Source organism: Streptomyces sp. NPDC001663, assembly GCF_042893105.1.
Taxonomy (GTDB): Bacteria; Actinomycetota; Actinomycetes; order Streptomycetales; family Streptomycetaceae; genus Streptomyces.
In genome coordinates this window covers 835,718-857,305 of sequence record NZ_JBIAUR010000001.1, presented here as the reverse complement: position 1 = coordinate 857,305, position 21,588 = coordinate 835,718, and the positions used below count along the sequence as shown (strand labels likewise).

Here is a 21,588-nt window from a genome sequence, read left to right as displayed (position 1 = left end):
GGGTGGGGGCCGCCCGGCGGTTGGCCCCGACGTCAGGTGTCAGGACCGTGCACGCGGAGCGTCAGCGGGACTATTCGAGTAGCTCCGCGTACGAGCCCATGGCCAGGGCGATGTCCGCCTGGGCCCAGAAACGGTGGTACGTGAACGAGGGCGCGGCCCCGCCCGCCAGATACGCCTCGATCTTCGACCAGGCCGGGTCGTTCTTGTAGAAGGACCTGAGCGAGGCGAACGTCGACGAGGAGTTGATCACGTCGCCGTTCGGCATCTTGCCGCTCCAGCCGCTCGGGACGTACACGCTGTCGTCGAAGCGGTTGTAGTCGGCGCGGGTCTCCGGCACGGCGATGCCCAGGCTGTCCTGGTAGTTGCTCCACATGCCGTCCAGCAGCGCCTTCGCCGTCGTCTTCGCCTCCGTGTCACCGGACTTGGCGGCGTAGTACGTCAGGGTCTTGGCGTACGCGGCCGCCACACCGACGTCATTCGTGTAGTCGGCGACCGTGACGTGAAGTCCGCTGTTGGAACCGGGACTTGACGCGTTCCAGGTGTCCGGCCGGCCCGACCACTGGAGTGTCGACGGGATCAGATAGGTGCCGTCCGGGTTGATCGTGGTCTTGGACAGCGCCCAGTCGACCCACTTGTCGAGAACCGCCTTGGCCTGCGCGTTCCCCGTCTGCTGGTAGTACTCGGCGACCCGCTCCATCGACCACGCCTGGAAGCCGAACCACTGGTTGGACGGCGGGTCGTGATAGACCGGCTGCTGGTCGTAGTACATGCCGTAGAAGGTCGACGTACCTGACGGCGGCGTCGCGTAACGGCCCGCCCAACTGTTCGTCGCACCACCCGCGATGGCGCCCTCGTCGGACTGCAGCCAGCGGTAGAACTCCAGCTGCCGGGTGAGCGAGGTGCCCCAATCGGCGGCCCCCGTCGAGGACTTGGGCTTCAGATCGGCGTACGAGCTGAGCGCGTACGCGGCCAGCGGGTTCTGGTAGCCGCCGTGGACGTGGCTCGAGCCGATGCGCCAGGCCCAGCCCGCGCTGGTGTCGGTCGCGCCGCCCCATGCGTAGTACCAGGACAGCAGATAGGACGAGGCGTCCTTGCCGGTGCCGGCCGCGCAGGTGGACGGCCCGACGCAGTTGCCGATCTTCTTGAAGTACTTGTCGTACATGGCGTAGCGCAGATAGTCGCCCATCTTCGCCGCCTTGCCGACGGTGGCCGACACATCGCTGCCCTTGCCCTGTCCCTTGGCCCAGACATCGGCCCAGTACGCGGCCTGCACCGCACGCGCGTCGGCGTCCGGGGCGTCCGTGTACTTCCACTGCTTGGCGTAGGACGAGTCGCCGGTGAACAGGTCCAGGTACCCGTTCGTTCCGCCGTACTTGAAGGCGTCGCAGGTCGGCTGCGGCACCGTCTCCCACACCGACTCCTGCGCGCCGCGCTGGAAGGTGTTGATGTACGACGGTCCGGTGGCCGTCGGTCCGGCCTCGCACTTGCCGGGCTCGTTGCCGTAGCCGTAGACGTTGTCGACGTCCTGCAGCCAGTGCATGCCGTACACGTCGTCCGTGCCGTATGCGCTCTTCAGCTCGCCCGCGATCGGGTCGGACCCGACCGGGACCGACGTGTCGAGCTTCGCCGGGTACTCGTTCGGCGTATCCAGCTCGGGCGCGTACGTCGCCGGCTTCGAGGCGTTGTAGAAGGAGTTGGTGGGCTGGTCGGCGTGGGTGGGGATCATGTACTTCTCCATGAGATCCCAGGCGCCGTTGAACTTGGTCCAGTCACCGGTGACCTTGCCGTACATGGCCTGCAGCCAGAGCAGGTAGCTGTAGGCCTCCGACGTGGTCTCGTGGCCCTGGTCCGGCGCCTCCACGATCAGCGTCTCGACCGAGTGGTAGGGGATGCCCTCGGGCGAGAAGTAGCCGTTCGCCGGGTTGGTGATCTTCCCGTAGAGGTCCAGGAAACGGGCGTCGTACGCCTTCGAGGCCGCCAGCTGGGTCACCGTGACCGTCGCCTTGGAGTGCCCGGTCGCGGTCGACTCGAAGGACGCCGAACCGGTGCCGGAGGAGTCGGCGGTGATGGTCACCTTCTGCGCGGTGCTCCAGTTGGAGGGCGTGAAGGTGAGCGTCCCGCCGCCGGTGACGGACAGGCCGCTGTTGCCGCTCGCGCGGGCCGTCGTCACGGTCACGTTCGCCGAAGGCTGCGTGGACAGCTTCACGTCGTACGTGCCCGTCTTGCCCTGCTGGACGCCCAGTTGGGCGGGGGAGGCGACCACCGCGGGGCCGGAGGCGACCGTGATGCCGACCGGCGTGGACTCCGCGGACGCGCCCAGGCTGTCGTACGCCTTCGCCAGCAGTGAATGACTGCCCACGGTCAACCCAGAGGCCGAATACGTGAACGGCGCGCTGGTGTCCGTGCCCAGCAGGGTCGTGTCGTCGTAGAACTCGACCTTGCTGATCGTCGCGTTGTCGGCCGCGGCGGCGGTGGCCGCGAGCGGGACGGCGTCGCCCTGCGTGTAGACCGCGCCGGCCGTGGGGCTGGTCAGCACGGTGACCGGCGGCTGATGGGCCCCCGCGCAGGTGGTGCCGTTGATGGCGAAGCTCGTGGGGGCGGTGTTGGTGCCGCTGTAGGTGAACTGCGCGCCGGTCGAGACGGCCGCGCCCGCGGCGATCTTCCCGTTGTACCCGGCGTCCTTCACGGTGATCGCCGTGCCGGACTGGGACCAGGTGCCGTTCCAGCCGTTGGACAGCTTCTGGTTGCCCGAGTAGCCGTACGTCAGCGTCCAGCCGTCGATGGCGTCCGTGCCGCGGTTGGTGATGGTCAGGTCCGCGGTGAAGCCGGAGCCCCAGTCGTTCGTCCTGTAGTCGACGCTGCACTGAACTGCCGCCGCCTGGGCGGGAGTTGTGCCGGTGCCGAGCATGGTGAGCGGAAGAGCGAGAGCAGCCACGACGGCAGTCCACAACCGCCGCGCGGCGCGGCGTCTCCTTCTGGGATGCATGTGCTGGTTCCTCCTTGCGGCTCGGGACAAGAAGTGGGGGGAGGGGAGGAGCAACAAGCCTTGAACCAGTGGGAGCGCTCCCATAGTGGGGACGGGGGTGGGGGCGGTCAAGGTGCTTGAAGAGTCGAAAAGATTCGACGGGTTTCAGCTGAGGGAAAGTCAGGAAACTCTGTGACTCCCCTGTCCTTTGCCGTCACTTGGCGCTAGCTTCATCGACACCAGTGGGAGCGATTCCATCAGTCGACGCGTCCGTCACGACGCGCCCGATCTGCAAGGAGTCGCTCATGCGACACCCCCCGCGTTCAGGTCTTTTAGCCGTTACCGCTGCCGTGGCCCTGGTGGGCACGGTGGTCGCACCGGTCGTCACGGCGCACGGCGCCACGCCCGCCTGCTCGGTGGAGTACTCCGTCACCAGCCAGTGGGACACCGGCTTCCAGGGTGCCGTGAAGATCACCAACAACTCTGCGGCCGTGAGCAGTTGGAGCCTCGCCTTCGACTTCGGAGACGGCCAGAAGGTCACTCAGGGCTGGAACGCCAAGTGGTCCCAGTCCGGTACGACGGTGACCGCGGCCAACGAGAGCTACAACGGCTCGCTGGCCACGGGCGCGAGCGTCAGCGCCGGGTTCATCGCCTCCTGGTCGGGGTCGGGGACCAATGCCGTACCGGCGTCGTTCAAGCTCAACGGGACGACGTGCAACGTCGATTCGGAGCCGTCGCCGACTCCGACCGATCCGCCCGCGACAGGTACGGCGCCCGCGCTGCACGTCTCCGGGAACAAGCTCGTGGACGCATCGGGCGCGACGCGCCGGCTGCTCGGTGTGAACCGGTCCGGCGGCGAGTTCATGTGCGTGCAGGGCCGCGGCGTCTTCGACGGCCCGGTCGACGATGCGGCGATCAAGGCGATCGCCGACTGGAAGGCGAACACGGTCCGCATTCCGCTCAACGAGGAGTGCTGGCTGGGACTTTCCAACATCCAGTCCGCGTACGGCGGCGCCAACTACATCAACGCCGTCAAGGACCTGGTGGCCCGCGTCGAGGCGCACGGCATGACGCCGGTCGTCGAACTCCACTGGACCTACGGCCAGTACACCGGCAACTCCTCCGGCTGCTCCGACGTGCACGCCGGCTGCCAGAAGCCGATGCCGGACATGCAGTACACGCCGTCGTTCTGGTCGTCGGTGGCCAACACCTTCAAGGGCGACCAGGCCGTCGCCTTCGACCTGTTCAACGAGCCCTACCCGGACCGCGCGACTTCCACGACCACCCAGGCGTGGCAGTGCTGGCGGGACGGCGGCACCTGCCCCGGCATCGGGTACGAGGTCGCCGGTGTGCAGGACCTGGTCGACGCGGTGCGCGGCACCGGCGCCAAGAACGTCGTCATGGCCGGCGGACTGGCGTACTCGAACGACCTGAGCCAGTGGCTGACGTACAGGCCCAGCGATCCCACGGGCAATCTCGTCGCCGCGTACCACGTCTACAACTTCAACACCTGCGCGAACGAGAGCTGCTGGAACTCGACGCTCGCCCCGGTCGCGGCCCAAGTGCCGCTGGTGGCCGGGGAGATCGGCGAGAACACCTGCTCGCACGGGTTCGTCGACCAGGTCATGAAGTGGTTCGACGACCGGGGGCTCTCCTACCTCGGCTGGACCTGGAACACCTGGGACTGCTCCTCCGGACCGTCCCTGATCTCCAACTACGACGGGACCCCCACGTCGTACGGCATCGGGCTGCGTGACCATCTGCGCGCCATCAACCCCTGACCACCGTATCGGAGAAGGAAACCCGCACTCATGAGCCGTACCAGAACAGCGTTACTCGCCGCCCTGGCGCTGGTCGCCACAACCGCCGGGACCGCTACGGCCGTCGTCCCCGCGGACGTCGGAGTGGAAGCCGTTCCCTGCACCGTCGACTACAAGGTGCAGAACCAGTGGGACACCGGTTTCACCGCCGCCGTGACGGTCACCAACAACAGTGCCGCCAAGAGCAGTTGGGCGGTGAAGTGGTCGTACGCAGGCAACCAGAAGGTCACCAGCTACTGGAACGCGAAGATCAGCCAGAGCGGTGCAGATGTCACCGCCGCCAACGAGACCTACAACGGCACGCTCGCCACCGGTGGTTCGGTGAGCTTCGGCTTCAACGGGTCCTACAGCGGCACCAACGCGCTGCCGACCACCTTCACCCTCGACGGCGTGACCTGCAACGTCGACGACGGAGGCAGTGGTGGCGGCGGTGGCGGTACCGGCAGCCGCGTCGACAACCCGTACACCGGCGCCAAGGTGTACGTGAACCCCGAGTGGTCCGCGAAGGCCGCCGCAGAGACGGGCGGCAGCCGGATCTCCAACCAGCCCACCGGCGTCTGGCTCGACCGCATCGCCGCGATCAACGGCGTGGGCGGCGGCATGGGTCTGCGCGACCATCTCGACGCCGCCCTCGCGCAGAAGGGCAGCGGGGAAGAGGTCGTCCAGCTGGTCGTCTACGACCTTCCCGGACGTGACTGCGCGGCCCTCGCCTCCAACGGCGAGCTCGGGCCGACGGAGATCGACAAGTACAAGACGCAGTTCATCGACCCGATCGCGGCGATCCTCGCCGACAGCAAGTACAGCTCGCTGCGGATCGTCACCACCATCGAGATCGACTCGCTGCCCAACCTGGTCACCAACACCGGCAGCCGCGCCACCGCGACCCCGCAGTGCGACACGATGCTCGCCAACGGCAACTATGTGAAGGGCGTGGGCTACGCGCTCGCCAAGCTCGGCGCGATCCCCAACGTCTACAACTACATCGACGCCGGCCACCACGGCTGGCTCGGCTGGGACGACAACTTCGCCCCCTCCGCCACCCTGTTCAAGCAGGCGGCGACCAGCGAGGGCGCGACCGTCGACGACGTGCACGGCTTCATCACCAACACGGCGAACTACAGCGCCCTGAAGGAGAACAACTTCACCATCAACGACACGGTGAACGGCACCTCCGTGCGCCAGTCGAAGTGGGTGGACTGGAACCGGTACGTGGACGAGCTGTCGTACGCGCAGGCCTTCCGTAGTCAGCTGGTCTCGGTGGGCTTCAACTCGGGGATCGGCATGCTGATCGACACGTCGAGGAACGGCTGGGGCGGCACCGCCCGGCCCACCGGACCGGGTGCCACGACCAGCGTGGACACATACGTCGACGGCGGGCGCTACGACCGGCGCATCCACGTCGGGAACTGGTGCAACCAGTCCGGGGCCGGACTCGGCGAGCGGCCGCAGGCCAACCCGGCGACCGGGATCGACGCGTATGTGTGGATGAAGCCGCCGGGGGAGTCCGACGGGTCCAGCTCCGCCATTCCGAATGACGAGGGCAAGGGGTTCGACCGGATGTGTGACCCGACGTACACGGGTAATGCGCGCAACGGGAACAACATGTCGGGTGCGCTGCCGAACGCTCCGCTGTCGGGGCACTGGTTCTCGGCGCAGTTCCAGCAGTTGATGACGAACGCGTACCCGCCGCTGTCGTGAACCGAGGTGATCCGCCGGGGTCAGCCCTCCCGGGCCAGGCCCCGGCGGATCGCGAACTCGACCGCCGAGTAGTCGCCGTCGGGGCGGTCCAGTTCGTAGGGGACAGCCGACATGAGCGGCGGCTGGGCCATGAAGCGCGGCCGGGTGCCGTGGTGCGGCTGGGCCGCGTGGACCAGGAACGGGTGGCAGAGGTAGACGTCGCCGGGGCGGCCGGTGGCGTACGCGAGCGGGCGGTCGGCCGAGGCCGCCGCGACCTTCGGGCCGAGCTCCATGAAGGAGGCGCCCTCCTCGCCGTACGGCTCCAGGACCGCAGGCACGTCAAGGTGTGAGCCGACGCGGATGCGGGTCGGGGCGTCGGCCTCGGTGACCTCGCTGAACAGGAACAGCATCAGCAGGGCGCGCTCGCGCGAGCGTAGGTTCGTGTGCCACAGGGTGGCGCCCTCGGGGAGATAGCTGCCCTCGATGTGCCAGCCCGCGTCGTCGGGCTCCTCCTCGTGCGGGAACCGCAGCGGGAAGCTTCCCAGCGAGTAGCGCGGCATCCAGCGACGCTCACCGACCAGCAGGTCGAACGCCTCATGCAGGACAGGGGAGTTGGCGGCCGCCGCGAACGGGCCCTGCGCCATCCCGGCCACCCAGACCACGGGGTCCTTCCAGGTGCCCGGGTCTTCGGGGTCGTACCCCGTCTCCTTCCACAGCAGCCGGGTGCAGCTCTCCGCGACCCGCGGCGGAAACGCCCCCTCGATCTTCACGAACCCGTCCTTGAGGAAGCTCTCCACCAGTGCGTCGTCCATCGGGCCATCGTCGGTGAGCCGTCCGGCATCGTGCACCTCATTTTTTGCCGCCACTTTTTGCCGTCACGGCAACAGCACTGGCCGCGATGCGGTGCGTCGGCGCACCCTGGCCGCACCCGGAGGAGAGGCTGACCACCATGGCGCACGGACACCACCACGATCACGGAAACTCCCACAACCACCACCACGACCACACCGACATCGACTGGGCCGAGATGGCACCGCTGCTCGAATCGCAGGCGGAGCTGTTCACGCCCCTGTACGAGCGGGCCATGTCCTGGCTGACCGACAAGCAGACCGAACCGGGGCTGATCGTCGACGCGGGCAGCGGACCCGGCGTCGTCGCCTGTCTGCTGGCCGAGGCCTTCCCCGGGGCGCGGGTCGTCGCGGTCGACGGCTCCGCGCCGCTGCTCGAACGGGCCCGGGCCCGGGCCGACCGGCTCGGCGTCGGCGACCGCTTCGGCACCCTCGCCGGTGAACTCCCGGACGTCCTGGGCGAGTTGGACTACCCGGCCGATCTGCTGTGGGCCAGCCGCAGCCTGCACCACCTCGGCGACCAGCGGGCCGCCCTCGCCGCCTTCGCCGCGCGGCTCGCCCCCGGCGGCACGCTGGCGATCATGGAGGGCGGTCTGCCTGCCCGGTTCCTGCCGCGCGACATCGGCATCGGCCGCCCCGGACTGCAGGCCCGCCTCGACGCGGTGGAGGAGGAGTGGTTCGCCGAGATGCGGGCGGGTCTGCCCGGCGCGGTCGCCGAGGCCGAGGACTGGCCGGCGCTGATGACCGCCGCCGGACTCAGGCCCACCGGCACCCGCACCTTCCTGCTCGACCTGCCCGCACCGGCCAAGGACCGTGCCCGCGCCTACGTCGCCGCGTCCCTCTCCCGCATCCGCGACGCGCTCGGCGACCACCTCGACGCCGATGACCGTGCCACCCTCGACCGGCTCCTCGACCCCGACGACAAGGCGAGCGTGCACCACCGGCCGGACGTGTTCGTCCTGGCAGCCCACACGGTGCACACGGCCGTCCACGCCATGTGAGGTGCACGGCCTTGACTTCGAGAATGCTCCAACTGATTCACTCCCTCCCGTACGCACGAACCCGTGCGTACGACCACAGGGGGTAACCATGTCCACCAGCACCGGATCTCCCGTCGCGCTGATCACCGGCGGCGGCACCGGCATCGGAGCCGCCGCGGCGCGGCTGCTGCTCGACGCCGGGCACCGGGTGGCCGTCACCGGGCGCCGGGAGGAGCGGCTGAGCGCCTTCGCCGACGAACTCGGCAATCCCGAGGGGCTGTTGACGATCGTCGGCAACGCGGCCGAGTACGCGGACGTGCAGTCGGCGGTCGACAGCACGCTGAAGGCGTTCGGCCGACTGGACACGGTCGTCGCCAACGCCGGCTTCGCCACCCACGACTCCGTCGCCGACGGAGACCCGGCGGGCTGGACGGAGATGGTGCTGACCAACGTCCTCGGCCCGGCCCTGCTCATCCGCGCCTCCGTCGACGCGCTCAAGGAGACCCGCGGTCGGATCGTCCTGGTCGGCAGCGTCGCCGGGTTCGTGAACACACCGGGCAACATCTATGGGGCGACGAAGTGGGCGGTGACCGGACTCGCCGAGAACACCCGCCGCCAGGTGACGGAGTTCGGCATCGGCGTCACGCTGATCGCGCCGGGCCGGGTGGAGACCCCGTTCTGGGACGGCAACGGCCTGCCGCCCGGCCACCTCCTGACGGCCGATCAGCTCGCCGAGTCGATCGTCTGGTCGATCCGTCAGCCCGAGGGTGTCGACGTCAACACCGTGGTCGTACGACCGATCGGGCAGCCCAACTGACCCCCGCACGAAGCCTGTTGGGCTGCCCGGCCGGGGCTCAGTTGTTCTGCAGGAACTGCTTCGCCAACTTGTCCCCCAGCGTGACCGCCGCGCTGTGGCTCTCGATGGGGGACACCTGCGAGTTCTTGAACAGGATGTAGGTCACGCCCGAGTCGGTGCCGCCGGTCTCGGGGTTGGAGTCGATACGGAGGGCCTGGGCGGTGGCGTAGGACGCCTCACCGATGATCTTCGTGGGGCCGGTGTCGCCGACGACGGCGTACTCGACCTTGTTGTTGTAGATCACCGCGACCACGCCACCGCCCTTGATGCCGGCGCTGGAGTACTTCCAGATGCTGCTGGAGCTGGGCACGACCACGTAGGGCAGTGAATCCGCCTTCAGCGGCTTGCCGTTGGACTGGTGGAACGCCGTGTCGTCCTGGTACCAGGGGTCGGTGTCCTCGTTGCACTTCGACGTGCGCTGTCCGTCGCAGTCGATGTCCATGTCGGCCTTCCAGAACACGGCGCCGTTCTTGCCGCACACCGGGATCGTGGCCGAGGTCTCGTCGTCGGTCTTGTATTTGCCGTTGGAGATCTGGGAACAGGACGTCACCTTGGCGAGCAGGTCGGCCGCGCTGACCGAGCCCTCCTGGGTGGACGCCGGTCCCGAGGTGCCGGAAGCGTTCGCGGGGAGTACTCCGGCAGAGAGCAGTGCGGCCCCGGAGGCCGCAGCGAGGGTCAGTGTTCGTATGCGCACTGTGGGGGACCCTTCTGTTAGGAAAGTTTCCTGACCGGGTTGGCGTACAAGGTGCCCCGTCGACATGGCCGCGTCAACCCCCCGCGGCGAGCCTGTCGAGTCGGCGTCCTGATTGCAGCGGTCTGTCCGCAGGAGAACACTGGCGATATCGAACATTCCGGAAATTCGGCCGGGAGGCGAGGCGTCATGTTCGTTCGCACCGTGTACGCGACCGGTGATCCCGCGAGGATCGACACAGCCATCAGGGCGTTGAACTCGCAGGGGCGGGAGCTGCTCGAGGAACGTCCGGGGTACCGCGGGGCGGGCATCTTCGTGGACCGGGCACTCGGCAAGCTGCTGGCGGTGAGCTGGTGGGAGTCCGAGGAGGCCCGGCGCAACAGCGACGAGGTCATGCGCGAGCGGCGTGGGGTGCTGCTGGATCCGTTCGCCGCGACGACCTCGGTCGAGAACTACGAGGCGACCGTGTTCCATCCGGTACGGAAGCCGGAGGCGGGCGGCGGACTGCGGGTCACCAGGCTGGAGTTCGACCCCGCCGACGCCGATCTGCTGACCGACACCTTCCGGGCCTCGGTCGTCCCCCGGCTGGAGAGCCTGCCCGGACTGGCCAGGACCTCCCTGCTCATCGACCGGGAGCGAGGCCGCGGTATGGTCGGCGCCCTGTTCGTCGACCGCGAGTCGCTGGCGGCCTCCCGCGGTGTCCAGGCGGCGGCCCGGCACGAGGGCGCGGCCAAGGCCCATGTGACGGTGGTCGGACTTGAGGAGTTCGAGGTCGTCTTCACGGACGTGCGGGGCGACTGAGGTCTCCCGTACGGGAGTTGGCCGAAGTGCACGGGAGCCGGTCGAGGTTCCGGCTCCACGCATGCGTCGGCCCCCGCCGCACGGCGGGGGCCGACGTCCGTGACGAAGCGGCCGTCAGGCCATGTTGAAGCTCGACGGGTCCGGGCCCAGGCGCCGGTCCTCGTTCAACGCGCTGATCGCCGCCAGGTCCTCGGTGTCCAGGCTGAAGTCGAAGACCTCGATGTTCTCCTTGATCCGGGACGGGGTCACGGACTTGGGGATCACGACGTTGCCGAGCTGGAGGTGCCAGCGCAGCACGATCTGGGCCGGGGTGCGGCCGTGCTTCTGGGCGATGGCGACGATCGCCGGGACCTCCAGGAGGCCCTTGCCCTGGCCGAGCGGCGACCAGGCCTCGGTGGCGATGCCCTGCTCCGCGTGGTACTCGCGGGCGGCGCGCTGCTGCAGGTGCGGGTGCAGCTCGATCTGGTCGACCGCCGGGACGACCGAGGTCTCGGCGATCAGCCGCTGCAGGTGGTCCGGCTCGAAGTTGGAGACGCCGATCGCACGGACGCGGCCGTCGGCGAGCAGCTTCTCGAACGCCTTGTACGTGTCGACGTACTTGTCGCGCGCCGGCGTGGGCCAGTGGATCAGGTACAGGTCGATGTACTCCAGGCCGAGCTTCTGCAGCGACGTGTCGAAAGCGCGCAGCGTGGCGTCGTACCCCTGGTCGCTGTTCCAGAGCTTGGTGGTGAGGAAGATTTCCTCGCGCGGGATGCCGGAGGCGGCGATGGCCTTGCCGGTGCCCTCTTCGTTGCCGTAGATCGCCGCTGTGTCGATGCTGCGGTACCCGGCCTCCAACGCGGTGGCGACCGCCCGCTCCGCCTCGTCGTCCGGCACCTGCCAGACGCCGAAGCCCAGCTGGGGCATCTCGACGCCGTTGTTGAGGATGATCGGGGGGACCTTGCTGCTCACGAGCTCTTGATCCTTACGGTTGTCGTCAGGTGGTACCCCCATCGTCAACGATCACGGGCCGTGATGCATTCCTGACCGGAAAATCCGTCCGAACTGACCGGTGAGTCAGTCCGGGTACCCGAGATTGGCCGGAAATGCATCCGACGTCTTCGGTCCGGACCATTGACCGCGGCCCGTCATCCCGCAACTCTGGATCGCGCCACCGAACGAGTTCATGAACTTGGTGCATGCATGTGAACACCTCGCGCCTGTCTGGGCAATCTGAGACCCCCCACCCCTCAGGAAAGCAGGTACAGCCGCATGAACGAGACGCTCCTTCACGCCCTCCGGACGGAACAGCCCCTCCAGGAGGTGCAGGAGACATCGGATGAAAAGGTCTGGCAAAGCCCTGGTTATGCGGTCGTGGAGACCGCCCTCGAGGTGACCGCCTACGCCCTCGGCGACCGCTGACCGGCCGTACGGCGACCGCGTCATGACCGCGACACCCCTCCGAGTCGACGGCGCCGCCGCCCGGGGAACCGCCGGGTTCACCGCGCGGCTGCGTGCCGTCGCCGCGGAGCGCTACCACGACCGCCACCCCTTCAACCTGCGCATGCACCGCGGCGAGTTGAGCCCGGCGGAGCTGCGCCGCTGGATCGCCAACCGCTTCCACTACCAGCGCCACATCCCCGTCAAGGACGCCCTGATCCTCGCCAAGCTGGACCGGCCCGAGCTGCGCAGGTCCTGGCTGCGCCGCATCCAGGACCATGACGGCACGGCCGACGGGGAGGGCGGGATCGAGCGCTGGCTGCGGCTCGGCGAGGCGGCCGGCCTGCACCGCGACGAGCTGTGGGACGGCTCCCGGGTGCTGCCCGGCGTGCGCCTGGCGGTCGACGGATACGTCAACTTCTGCCGCCTGCGTCCGGCCCTGGACGCGATCGCCGCCTCCCTGACGGAGCTGTCCGCACCCGGCCTGATGCGCACCCGCATCGCCGCCTTCGAGCGCCACTACCCGTGGATCGACCCCGCCGGCCTCGCCTACTTCCGCACCCGTATCGACCAGGGCGGCCGCGACGGAGCCGAGGCCCTGGCGCTGGTCCTCGACCTCGCGCGCACCCCCGAGGAGCAGCAACGCGCCCTGTCCGCACTGGAGTTCAAGTGCGAGGTGCTGTGGTCGCTGCTGGACTCGGTGGACCGGGCGGGAGCGGTGGACGGAGGCCGGCCATGACCTGGCGTCCGACTCTCTCCCGCGGAGTCGTCCTGCGCCACGACCGCGTGCGCGACACCGAGCTGTTGCTGCTCCCCGAGCGCGTGGTCGTGCTGCAGGGCAGCGCCGGCCCCGTCGTCCGGCTCTGCGACGGCACACGCGGGGTCGAGGACATCGTCACCGAGCTCGGCGGACGGTACCCGGGCGCGCCCGTCGCCGGTGAAGTCCCCGAGTTCCTCGCCGCGTTGCGAAAGGAGGGCTGGCTCACATGACCGTGGACGCCCCCTGGGCGCTGCTGGCCGAGCTCACCCACGGCTGTCCGCTGCGCTGCGGGTACTGCTCCAACCCGATCGAACTGGTCGGTCGGTCAAGGGAGTTGGACGCCGAGCAGTGGTCCGACGTGTTCCGGCAGGCTGCCGGCCTCGGTGTCGTACAGACCCACCTGTCCGGCGGTGAACCCCTGCTCAGACGCGACCTGCCCCGTATCGTCGCGGCCGCGGACACCGCGGGCCTGTACACCCAGCTGGTCACCAGCGGGGTCGGCCTCAGCGAACGGCGCACGGCGGAACTCGTCGGAGCCGGACTGCGCAGCGTCCAGCTCTCCGTGCAGCACGCCGACCCGCGCGCCTCCGAACGCATCGCGGGCGCGCGCTCCTTCGCGGCGAAAGAGCGCGCCGCCCGGCTGATCCGCGCCTCGGGCCTCCCCTTCGGTCTCAACGTCGTGCTGCACCGCGCCAATCTCGACGCCCTCGACGACCTGATCGCCCTCGGCCTGAGCTGGGGCGCCGACCGCATCGAGCTCGCGCACACCCAGTTCCACGGCTGGGCCCTGCGCAACCGCGCGGCCCTGCTGCCCACCCGCGAACAGGTCGAACAGGCCCGCGCCTCGGTGACTCGCTGGCGTGAACTCCTCGACGGAACCATGGAGTTGGTGTGGGTCGCCGCAGACTGGGTGGACGCCACCGCCAAACCCTGCATGGGCGGCTGGGGCAAGGTCTCGCTCACCGTCGCCCCGGACGGCACGGTCCTGCCGTGCCCGGCCGCGGCCGCCCTGCCGGACCTCGACCCGCCGAACGTCCGCGAGCACCGACTCACCTGGATCTGGCAGGAGTCGAAGGCGTTCAACGCCTACCGCGGCGAGTCCTGGATGCCGGATCCCTGCCGCGGCTGCGCCCTGCGCACCACCGACCACGGCGGCTGCCGCTGCCAGGCGTACGCGCTCACCGGCGACGCCGGCCGCACCGACCCGGCCTGCCGGCACGCCCCCGACCACCACCTCGTACGCGATCTCGTGCAGGGGCCGCGCAAGAACCTCGCGTACGCCTACCGAAAGGGAGGAACATGAGACCCGGACGTCTGCGGACGGCACTCGCGACCCTCGCCCTCGTCACCGCCGGCCTGGTCACGCTGCCGGCCGCCGCACCTCCGCCAACTGCGGCCATTCCCACACCCGTTCACCGTCCCAAGGCCGCCCCCGACTGGTCCGTGGCCATGGTCGACTCCACCATGGCCCGCTACACCCCGAGCACCATCGGCGGCTGGTCCTACCCCGTCGGCCTCTACCTCTACGGCCAGTACCTCACGTACAAGCGCACACACGACGCCCGCTACCTCACGTACATCAAGAACTACGTCGACCGCTTCGTGAAGAGCGACGGCTCCATCAGCCAGTCCTTCAACAGCCTGGACAGCATGCAGGCCGGCCGGCTCCTGGTGATCCTGCACCACGAGACGGGCCAGGACCGCTACCGCAAGGCGGCCAAGAAGATCCGCGACCGTCTCAACACCTACCCGCGCACCGCCGACGGCGGCTTCTGGCACGCCGACACCTCCAGCCGCGCCCACCAACTCTGGGCGGACGGCGTCTACATGGTGAACCCGTTCCTCGTCGAGTACGGCAAGGAGTTCGGCGACAGCGCGTACACCGACGACGAGGCGACGAAGCAGCTCTACGTCTACGGCAGCCATCTGCAGGTCGCGAACGGGCTCCTCAAGCACGCCTACGACGAGTCCAAGAGCGTCAGTTGGGCCGATCCGCAGACCGGGCTCGCCCCCGAGCACTGGTGCCGCGCGGTCGGCTGGTACTCCATGGCGATCGTCAACGTACTGGACGCGATCCCGGCGAACCATCCGCGCAGGGCTCAACTCCTCGAAATCTTCCGGAAGTTGGCAGCAGGTCTGGAGAAGTACCAGGACCCGGCGACCGGACGCTGGTTCCAGGTGATCGACAAGGGCGGCCGGAGCGACAACTGGACCGAGACGTCCTGCTCCAGCATGTTCACCTACGCCCTCTCGCGCGGTGCCCAACAGCACTACCTCGACCCGCACTTCACGGCCGTCGCCCGCCGCGGCTACCAGGGCGTCCTCGCGAAGCTCTCGGTCGGCACCGACGGCCGGACCAACCTGGCCGACATCTCCATCGGCACCAACGTGGGCGACTACGCGTACTACGTCGCCCGCACCCGGGCCACCAACGACTTCCACGGCCTGGGTGCCTTCCTGATCATGAACGAACAACTGCGAGGTGATTAGTGTCATGAGCACGTCCAGAAGGGCTCTGCTGGGAGCCGCGCTCGGCGGTGCGGCCGGAGCCGCGGTCGGACTGCCGGCCACCACCGCCCACGCCGCCTCCTGGCAGCAGAAGTGGGCCCCGTCCGCGAGCGGCGACGGGCTCGGCGCCTTCGAGACGATCGAGGACGACCGCGCCGACTCGCACCCCGCCGGGCATCCGCACATCTACGCCACCGGCAACAACTGGCGCTTCAACATGCACACCGTCGACCGCGACACCTCGACCGACCGCCAGCGCCAGGAGGTCACCGGCCTGCGCAACGGCAGCGGCAGCAACTTCCTGAAGTGGACCCAGGGCCAGACCTGGCGGCTCACGTACTCGATGTACATCCCGAGCTCGCTGAAGGCGACCACCACCTTCACGCACATCATGCAGATGAAGCAGCCCGGCAACGGCACCTCGCCGATCGTCGTGCAGTCGCTGCGCCGGGTGAACGGCAAGCAGACCATCGAGCTGAAGCTCGCCATCGACGACATCCTCGTCGGCCGCACCGACCTGGACCCGCTGCACGACAAGTGGACCGACGTCGACTTCCAGATCAAGGTCGGCAACGGCTCGGCGGGCTCGGTCCGCTGGATCCTCAAGTCCGGCGGCTCGACCGTGATCGACGCGTCGAAGACCGGCGTCGACACCTTCCTCGCCGACCGGGTGCGCCCGAAGTGGGGCATCTACCGCTCCCTCGGCGACACCTCCGGGTCCCTGCAGGACACGTACCTCCTGCTGACCGATCTCCGCGGCTACCAGCTCGTGTGAGGAGCAGTCCGCATGAAACCCCCCACTGTTCCACCGCGCAGAGCGGCAGCCGTCGTTCTCTTCGTCCTGGCCGTCGTCCTCGGCCTCACTCATCCCGCCGCCCTCGCGGCCCCGCAGCACGCCCAACGGGCCGCCGCGGTCTACGACGTCCGTGACTACGGAGCCAAGGGCGACGGCTCCGCCAACGACACCCCGGCCATCAACAAGGCGATCACGGCGGCGAATTCGGCCGGCGGCGGCACGGTCCGCTTTCCGTCCGGCAAGTACAAGTCCAAAAACACCATCCACATGAAGAGCAACGTGACGCTCCAGGTCGACACGGGCACCACGATCCAGGGTTCGTCGGCGGACACGTACGACGCACCCGAGTCCAACCCCTACGACCGGTACCAGGACTACGGGCACAGCCACTTCCACAACGCGATGATCTACGGCGACCGGCTGACGAACATCGGCTTCGTCGGCGGCGGTGTCATCGACGGACTCGGCAACCTGATCACGGGCAACCCGAAGTCCGGCGAGGCCGACAAGATCATCTCGCTCACGCGCTGCGACGGCCTCCGCATCGGCGACGGCCTCACGCTGCGCCGCGGCGGCCACTTCGCCGCGCTGATCAACGGCTGCAAGAACGTCGTCTCGGACCGGCTGACCATCGACACCGCGAGCGACCGCGACGGCTGGAACATCATCTCGACGACGAACGTCACGGTGACGAACGCCAACATCAAGGCCAACGACGACGCGCTCGTCTTCAAGAGCGACTACGCCCTCGGCGCCAAGCTGCCCAACGGCCACGTCCGCGTCAACGACTCGTATCTGTCGGCCCGTTGCTGCAACGCGCTGATGTTCGGCTCCGAGACGTGTGGCGACTTCTCGGACTACCGGTTCGAGAACATCCGCATCGACGGCGCCGACAAGTCCGGCCTCGGCATGGTGTCGATGGACGGCGCGAAGATCTCCGACGTCCACTACCGCGACATCACGATGACGAACGTCCACTCGCCGATCATGCAGAAGATCGGCACGCGGAAACGGTGCGGGAACAGCCCGGGCATCGGATCGATCAGCGACATCACTTACGACAACATCACGGCGACCGGCAACAGCCCGTCCTTCAGCCCGACCCTCTGGGGCGAGACCGGCCACCGCATCAACGGCGTCACCTTCAACAACGTCAACATCACGGTCCCCGGCGGCAACGGCACCATGTCCACCGGAGTGCCGAGCAACGACCCTAACGACTACAACCCGAAGGCCATCGGCACGCGTCCGGCGTACGGCTGGTACCTCCACAACGCAGACAACGTCCAATTCACCGACAGCTCGGTGAAGTTCGCCGCGAACGACGGCCGCCCCGCGGTCATCGCCAACGCGGCGAGCGACATCCGCTTCACCGGCTTCACCGCCCAGCGCGGCTCGAACTCGCCGTACGACATGGGCTTCCAGGACGTCGACGGGTACTGCCTGACCGGCGTGACGCTACGGGTGTCGAGCAGCGGGTCCACCGAGGGCTGCACCAGTGCCGTGCGGCCCCTCGACCTGGAGAACCCCCGCCAGGACTTCCTGCGCAGCTCCGTCGGTGGACTCTTCCTGCACTGGGGCCTGCGTACCGCGCCCGCCCACACCAGCTGCACCGCCTGGGAGAACGACGTCACCGGCGGTGGCTGGACGCCGGACTACTGGGTGAAGGAGGCGCAGAAGCTGCACACCCAGTACCTCGTCCTGGCCACCTTCCACAGCCGCCTCGGCTACGCCCGCCCCTGGCCGTCGAAGATCCCCGGATCCTGCGCCACCAAGCGGGACTTCCTGGGCGAGCTGATCACCGCGGCGAGGGCCAAGGGCCTCAAGGTCATCCTCTACATGACCGACGACCCGCAGTGGCACGACGAGGGTGGCCACGAGTGGCTCGACTCGGCCGCCTACTCCGCCTACAAGGGCAAGAACGTCGACCTGACCACCCGCGACGGCTTCGGGCAGTTCAGCTACGACAACTTCTTCGAGGTCATGGACCGCTACCCGGACCTCGGCGGCTTCTGGATCGACAACGACAACGCGTACTGGGAGAGCCACAACCTCTACCAGCAGATCTACCAGAAGCGCCCCAATTACACGCTCAGCAACAACAACGAAGACACGCCGATCATGGACATGATCAGCAATGAGCAGAAGACGGGGATGACCCCGTCGTACGACTACCCGCAGGCCGTCTACACGGCCCAACCCCGCCTGACCGAGGCCGACTTCAAGCTGCCCTCGACCGGGGCGTGGTGGTACGACGGCTCCAACCCGGCCGTCGACAAGAAGCTCACCCTCGGCCGCCTGATCACCAACGCCGGCTCCTCGGTGAAGGCGCTGATGGCCGAAACCGCCCAGGTCAACGGGAAGTTCCCGGCCAACCAGGCGGCCTTCAACACCTTCGCCGACTCCTACCTGGACCCCATCTGGGTGTCCCTGCACGGCACCGAGGGCGGCGGCTACATGTACGGCGGCCTCAAGCCCGGCTTCTGGAACGACGGCGCCCACGGCGTCACGACCATCGCCAAGGACGACCCGAACCGGCAGTACGTCCACGTCCTGACCCCGCCCAGCACCAGCACCCTGCGCATCCGCGACAACGGCTACCGCATCGCCACCGTCACCAACCTCCGTACGGGCAAGGCGGTTTCGTGGTCGCAGTCCGGCGGAGTGCTGACCCTGACCGGGCTCGGCGACTGGGACCCGTACGACACCGTCTTCAAGGTCACCACGGCCGGTCGCCAGGGCATCCTCACCGGCGTCAAGGCGATCGCGAGCGCCTCCGCGAGCGGCCATGCCGGCTCGGCCGCCGGTGACGGCGACTACCTCACCTACTGGGACAACAACAAGACCCTGCCCGTGAACCTCACCTTCGACCTCGGCTCGGCGAAGAAGGTGCAGTACATCGGCCTCAACCAGCGCGAGGACTCCGTCGCCTACGCCCGCTCCGCCACCGAGCAGTCGGCGCGGATCAAGGACTACAAGGTGTTCCTCAGCAACGACGGCACGAACTGGGGGAGCGCGGTCAAGACCGGGCAGCTCCCAAGTCGCCGTGGAATCCAGGGCATTGACCTGACCGCGGCCAACGCCCGCTATGTGCGCCTGGAGGTCGACACGACCTGGGCCGCCTCCACCGACACGACACGTTACAAGCGGCTGCGCGTCGACGAGGCGTGGATCGGCACGTCCTACGCGACGCCCGCGAACGGGGGACAGTCATGAACCGGTTCAGATCACTCACGGCCGCGGTGGCCGGCCTGCTCGTTGCCGCGGCGGTGCCGCTCGTGGGCACCGCCCACCCCGCGGCCGCATCGGACAACGGCCAGTCCGTCCGGCCCGCCATGGGCTGGAGCAGCTGGAGCTTCGTGCGCCGGCAGCCGACCGAGGCGAAGATCAAGGCGCAGGCCGACGCGCTCGTCGCCGGCGGCCTGAAGGACCACGGCTTCGTCTACGTCAACCTCGACGACTTCTGGCAGAAGTGCGACTCCAACGGCTTCGCCGTCGACTCCTACGGGCGGTGGGCCGTCGACACGGCCAAATTCCCGTCCGGCATCAAGGCGCTCGCCGACTACGTCCACTCCAAGGGCCTGAAGTTCGGCTTCTACGTCACGCCGGGCATCGCGAAGAACGCGGTGCTGAAGAACACGCCGATCGAAGGGACCTCGTATCACGCGAAGGACATCGCGGACACCTCGAAGACCGAGAAGAACTACAACTGCAAGAACATGTACTACATCGACTACTCCAAGCCGGGCGCGCAGGAGTTCGTGAACTCGTGGGCCAAGCAGTTCGCGTCCTGGGGAGTCGACTACTTGAAGATCGACGGTGTGGGCAGCCAGGACGTCCCCGACGTCCAGGCCTGGGACAAGGCGCTGCGGGCGAGCGGACGGCCCATCAACTTCGCGCTCTCCAACAACCTCCCGATCGCCGACGGCTCCACCTGGCGCAAGCTGGCGAACAGTTGGCGCACCCAAGGTGATGTGGAGTGCTACTGCGGCCCGGGCAGCAACGGCAGCGGTTATCCGCTCACCGACTGGTCCCACGTCTCCAAGCGGTTCGACTCCGCGGCCTCCTGGCAGCAGTACGCCGGCCCCGGCGGCTGGAACGACCTGGACTCCCTGGAGATCGGCAACGGCGACCAGGCGGGCCTGACGGCCGACCAGCGGCGCTCGCACTTCACCCTGTGGGCGATGGCAGCCTCGCCGCTGCTGCTCGGCACCGACCTCACCCACCTCGACTCCGTCGACAAGGCGATGCTCACCAACGACCGGCTGATCGGCGTGGACCAGGACGGGGTCGCGGCGAAACGGGTTGTGAACAGTGGTGTCAAGCAGGTCTGGAGCAAACGCGAAAACAGCGGCGCCTATGTGGTCGCGCTGTTCAACACCGGTACGTCCGGCAGCACGTCGGTGAGCGTGAACTGGTCGCAGGTGGGTTTCACCGGCTCCGGTGATGTCACGGACCTCTGGTCCGGCTCGCACAAGGGCGTGATCGCGGACTCGTACAGCGCGACGCTGCGGCCGGGCGAAACACGGCTGATCCGTGTGAACCCGGTCAACGCCCTCAGGACGGCCGCCGCCTCACCGGGCTTCGCCGTCGCCCCCTACGAGTACCTCGGCTGGGGCAACCCGCCCAGCCCCACCTCGGTGATGTCGGCGACCGGCGTCAAGTGGTTCACGATGGCGTTCATCCTCTCCGACGGCACCTGCAACCCCAAGTGGGACGGCTCGCGCCCGCTGACCGGCGGCAACGACCAGTCCAAGATCAACGCGATCAGAGGGGCCGGCGGTGACGTGATCGTCTCCGTCGGCGGCTGGAGCGGGGCCAAGCTCGGCGAGAAGTGCACCAGCGCCTCCGCGCTGGCGGGGGCCTACCAGAAGGTGATCAACGCCTACAAGCTGAAGGCCCTCGACATCGACATCGAGAACACCGAGTGGTCGAACGCCACCGTGCGGCAGCGCGTCGTCGACGCGCTGAAGAAGGTGAAGGCCGACAACCCCGGCCTCAAGACCGTCATCACCTTCGGCACGACGACGTCCGGCCCCGACTCCACCGGCGTCGACATGATCAAGCGGGCCGCGAACTCCGGCCTGGCGAACGACGTCTGGTGCATCATGCCGTTCGACTTCGGCGGCGGCTCCACCAACATGGGCACCCTGACCACCCAGGCCATGGAGGGCCTCAAGGCACGGGTCAAGTCCGCGTACGGCTACAACGACGCCACCGCGTACGCCCACATCGGCCTGTCGTCCATGAACGGCAAGACCGACGACTCCGGTGAGCGCGTCCGCGTCGCCGACTTCAAGACCATGCTCGCCTACGCCCAGCAGCACCACATCGGGCGCCTCACCTACTGGTCCGTGAACCGCGACCGGCCCTGCGGCTCGGGCACCGACGGCGACTCGTGCAGCGGTGTGTCGCAGCAGCCGTACGACTACCTCAAGGTCTTCGCCCAGTACACGGGCTGAGGGGA

At 68.4% G+C, this 21,588-nt stretch carries 17 protein-coding genes; 13 read left to right on the top strand and 4 right to left on the bottom strand.

The features are described from left to right. Positions 1-70: 70 nt before the first annotated feature. A complete protein-coding gene (locus tag ACFY1L_RS03980) occupies positions 71-2,986 on the bottom strand; it encodes a glycoside hydrolase family 48 protein (RefSeq protein ID WP_388817729.1) in 2,916 nt (971 codons plus the stop codon). Between the two features lie 284 nt (positions 2,987-3,270). Between ACFY1L_RS03980 and ACFY1L_RS03975 the strand changes: the two genes are divergently transcribed. After that, on the top strand, positions 3,271-4,746 hold the full coding sequence (locus ACFY1L_RS03975) for a cellulase family glycosylhydrolase (protein ID WP_388817726.1): 1,476 nt from the start codon (positions 3,271-3,273) through the stop codon (positions 4,744-4,746). A gap of 30 nt (positions 4,747-4,776) precedes the next feature. Beyond that, positions 4,777-6,483, top strand: a complete 1,707-nt coding sequence (locus ACFY1L_RS03970; protein ID WP_388817723.1) for a glycoside hydrolase family 6 protein — start codon at positions 4,777-4,779, stop codon at positions 6,481-6,483. A 20-nt stretch (positions 6,484-6,503) separates the two neighbouring features. Here the strand turns inward: ACFY1L_RS03970 and ACFY1L_RS03965 are convergent, their stop codons facing one another. Then, complete coding sequence (locus ACFY1L_RS03965; protein ID WP_388817720.1) at positions 6,504-7,274, bottom strand: phytanoyl-CoA dioxygenase family protein; 771 nt, start codon at positions 7,272-7,274, stop codon at positions 6,504-6,506. Between the two features lie 137 nt (positions 7,275-7,411). Here ACFY1L_RS03965 and ACFY1L_RS03960 point away from each other — a divergent pair, with 137 nt between their 5' ends. Further along, complete coding sequence (locus tag ACFY1L_RS03960; RefSeq protein ID WP_388817717.1) at positions 7,412-8,311, top strand: class I SAM-dependent methyltransferase; 900 nt, start codon at positions 7,412-7,414, stop codon at positions 8,309-8,311. Positions 8,312-8,399: 88 nt separating this feature from the next. Beyond that, positions 8,400-9,107, top strand: coding sequence for an SDR family oxidoreductase (locus tag ACFY1L_RS03955; protein WP_388817714.1), 708 nt, complete (start codon positions 8,400-8,402; stop codon positions 9,105-9,107). 37 nt (positions 9,108-9,144) lie between these two features. On the opposite strand, the gene ACFY1L_RS03950 is transcribed toward ACFY1L_RS03955, so the two are convergent. Beyond that, positions 9,145-9,840 carry a glycoside hydrolase family 75 protein gene (locus ACFY1L_RS03950; protein ID WP_388817711.1) on the bottom strand — a complete coding sequence of 232 codons (696 nt, stop codon included), beginning with the start codon at positions 9,838-9,840 and terminating at the stop codon, positions 9,145-9,147. A 186-nt stretch (positions 9,841-10,026) separates the two neighbouring features. On the opposite strand from ACFY1L_RS03950, the gene ACFY1L_RS03945 reads away from it, so the two are divergent. Beyond that, positions 10,027-10,638: a hypothetical protein gene (locus tag ACFY1L_RS03945; protein ID WP_388817708.1), complete on the top strand. Its 612-nt coding sequence runs from the start codon at positions 10,027-10,029 to the stop codon at positions 10,636-10,638. A gap of 114 nt (positions 10,639-10,752) precedes the next feature. Here the strand turns inward: ACFY1L_RS03945 and ACFY1L_RS03940 are convergent, their stop codons facing one another. Next, positions 10,753-11,589 carry an aldo/keto reductase gene (locus ACFY1L_RS03940; protein ID WP_388817705.1) on the bottom strand — a complete coding sequence of 279 codons (837 nt, stop codon included), beginning with the start codon at positions 11,587-11,589 and terminating at the stop codon, positions 10,753-10,755. A 300-nt stretch (positions 11,590-11,889) separates the two neighbouring features. On the opposite strand from ACFY1L_RS03940, the gene ACFY1L_RS03935 reads away from it, so the two are divergent. From ACFY1L_RS03935 to ACFY1L_RS03900, 8 genes are read left to right on the top strand one after another with little or no spacing between them, the layout of a single operon-like run. Next, positions 11,890-12,039: a pyrroloquinoline quinone precursor peptide PqqA gene (locus ACFY1L_RS03935; RefSeq protein WP_388817702.1), complete on the top strand. Its 150-nt coding sequence runs from the start codon at positions 11,890-11,892 to the stop codon at positions 12,037-12,039. A 22-nt stretch (positions 12,040-12,061) separates the two neighbouring features. Then, entirely contained in the window at positions 12,062-12,796 is a 735-nt protein-coding gene (gene pqqC / locus ACFY1L_RS03930; protein WP_388817700.1) for a pyrroloquinoline-quinone synthase PqqC, read from the top strand. Beyond that, the gene (pqqD, locus tag ACFY1L_RS03925) at positions 12,793-13,047 is read left to right on the top strand and encodes a pyrroloquinoline quinone biosynthesis peptide chaperone PqqD (protein ID WP_388817697.1); all 255 of its coding nucleotides are present in this window, start codon (positions 12,793-12,795) and stop codon (positions 13,045-13,047) included. The genes pqqC and pqqD overlap by 4 nt, the downstream gene beginning before the upstream one ends. Further along, positions 13,044-14,120, top strand: coding sequence for a pyrroloquinoline quinone biosynthesis protein PqqE (gene pqqE / locus ACFY1L_RS03920; protein WP_388817694.1), 1,077 nt, complete (start codon positions 13,044-13,046; stop codon positions 14,118-14,120). Before pqqD ends, pqqE begins: the two co-directional genes overlap by 4 nt. Continuing rightward, a complete protein-coding gene (locus ACFY1L_RS03915; protein ID WP_388817691.1) occupies positions 14,117-15,307 on the top strand; it encodes a glycoside hydrolase family 105 protein in 1,191 nt (396 codons plus the stop codon). Before pqqE ends, ACFY1L_RS03915 begins: the two co-directional genes overlap by 4 nt. Before the next feature lie 4 nt (positions 15,308-15,311). Continuing rightward, positions 15,312-16,100, top strand: a complete 789-nt coding sequence (locus ACFY1L_RS03910; protein WP_388817689.1) for a Tat pathway signal sequence domain protein — start codon at positions 15,312-15,314, stop codon at positions 16,098-16,100. A 12-nt stretch (positions 16,101-16,112) separates the two neighbouring features. After that, positions 16,113-19,337 carry a glycosyl hydrolase family 28 protein gene (locus tag ACFY1L_RS03905; protein WP_388817686.1) on the top strand — a complete coding sequence of 1,075 codons (3,225 nt, stop codon included), beginning with the start codon at positions 16,113-16,115 and terminating at the stop codon, positions 19,335-19,337. Then, positions 19,334-21,583: an alpha-galactosidase gene (locus ACFY1L_RS03900; protein WP_388817683.1), complete on the top strand. Its 2,250-nt coding sequence runs from the start codon at positions 19,334-19,336 to the stop codon at positions 21,581-21,583. The genes ACFY1L_RS03905 and ACFY1L_RS03900 overlap by 4 nt, the downstream gene beginning before the upstream one ends. Positions 21,584-21,588: the final 5 nt, after the last annotated feature.

What these genes read in the sequence shown, in the direction of transcription:
- ACFY1L_RS03915 (WP_388817691.1), top strand. Translation starts at nt 14,117, where the DNA reads ATGAGACCCGGACGTCTGCGGACGGCACTCGCGACCCTCGCCCTCGTC.
- ACFY1L_RS03960 (WP_388817717.1), top strand. Translation starts at nt 7,412, where the DNA reads ATGGCGCACGGACACCACCACGATCACGGAAACTCCCACAACCACCAC.
- ACFY1L_RS03970 (WP_388817723.1), top strand. Translation starts at nt 4,777, where the DNA reads ATGAGCCGTACCAGAACAGCGTTACTCGCCGCCCTGGCGCTGGTCGCC.
- ACFY1L_RS03935 (WP_388817702.1), top strand. Translation starts at nt 11,890, where the DNA reads ATGAACGAGACGCTCCTTCACGCCCTCCGGACGGAACAGCCCCTCCAG.
- ACFY1L_RS03955 (WP_388817714.1), top strand. Translation starts at nt 8,400, where the DNA reads ATGTCCACCAGCACCGGATCTCCCGTCGCGCTGATCACCGGCGGCGGC.
- ACFY1L_RS03980 (WP_388817729.1), bottom strand. Translation starts at nt 2,986, where the DNA reads ATGCATCCCAGAAGGAGACGCCGCGCCGCGCGGCGGTTGTGGACTGCC.
- ACFY1L_RS03965 (WP_388817720.1), bottom strand. Translation starts at nt 7,274, where the DNA reads ATGGACGACGCACTGGTGGAGAGCTTCCTCAAGGACGGGTTCGTGAAG.
- pqqD (WP_388817697.1), top strand. Translation starts at nt 12,793, where the DNA reads ATGACCTGGCGTCCGACTCTCTCCCGCGGAGTCGTCCTGCGCCACGAC.
- ACFY1L_RS03975 (WP_388817726.1), top strand. Translation starts at nt 3,271, where the DNA reads ATGCGACACCCCCCGCGTTCAGGTCTTTTAGCCGTTACCGCTGCCGTG.
- ACFY1L_RS03905 (WP_388817686.1), top strand. Translation starts at nt 16,113, where the DNA reads ATGAAACCCCCCACTGTTCCACCGCGCAGAGCGGCAGCCGTCGTTCTC.
- pqqE (WP_388817694.1), top strand. Translation starts at nt 13,044, where the DNA reads ATGACCGTGGACGCCCCCTGGGCGCTGCTGGCCGAGCTCACCCACGGC.
- pqqC (WP_388817700.1), top strand. Translation starts at nt 12,062, where the DNA reads ATGACCGCGACACCCCTCCGAGTCGACGGCGCCGCCGCCCGGGGAACC.
- ACFY1L_RS03945 (WP_388817708.1), top strand. Translation starts at nt 10,027, where the DNA reads ATGTTCGTTCGCACCGTGTACGCGACCGGTGATCCCGCGAGGATCGAC.
- ACFY1L_RS03910 (WP_388817689.1), top strand. Translation starts at nt 15,312, where the DNA reads ATGAGCACGTCCAGAAGGGCTCTGCTGGGAGCCGCGCTCGGCGGTGCG.
- ACFY1L_RS03900 (WP_388817683.1), top strand. Translation starts at nt 19,334, where the DNA reads ATGAACCGGTTCAGATCACTCACGGCCGCGGTGGCCGGCCTGCTCGTT.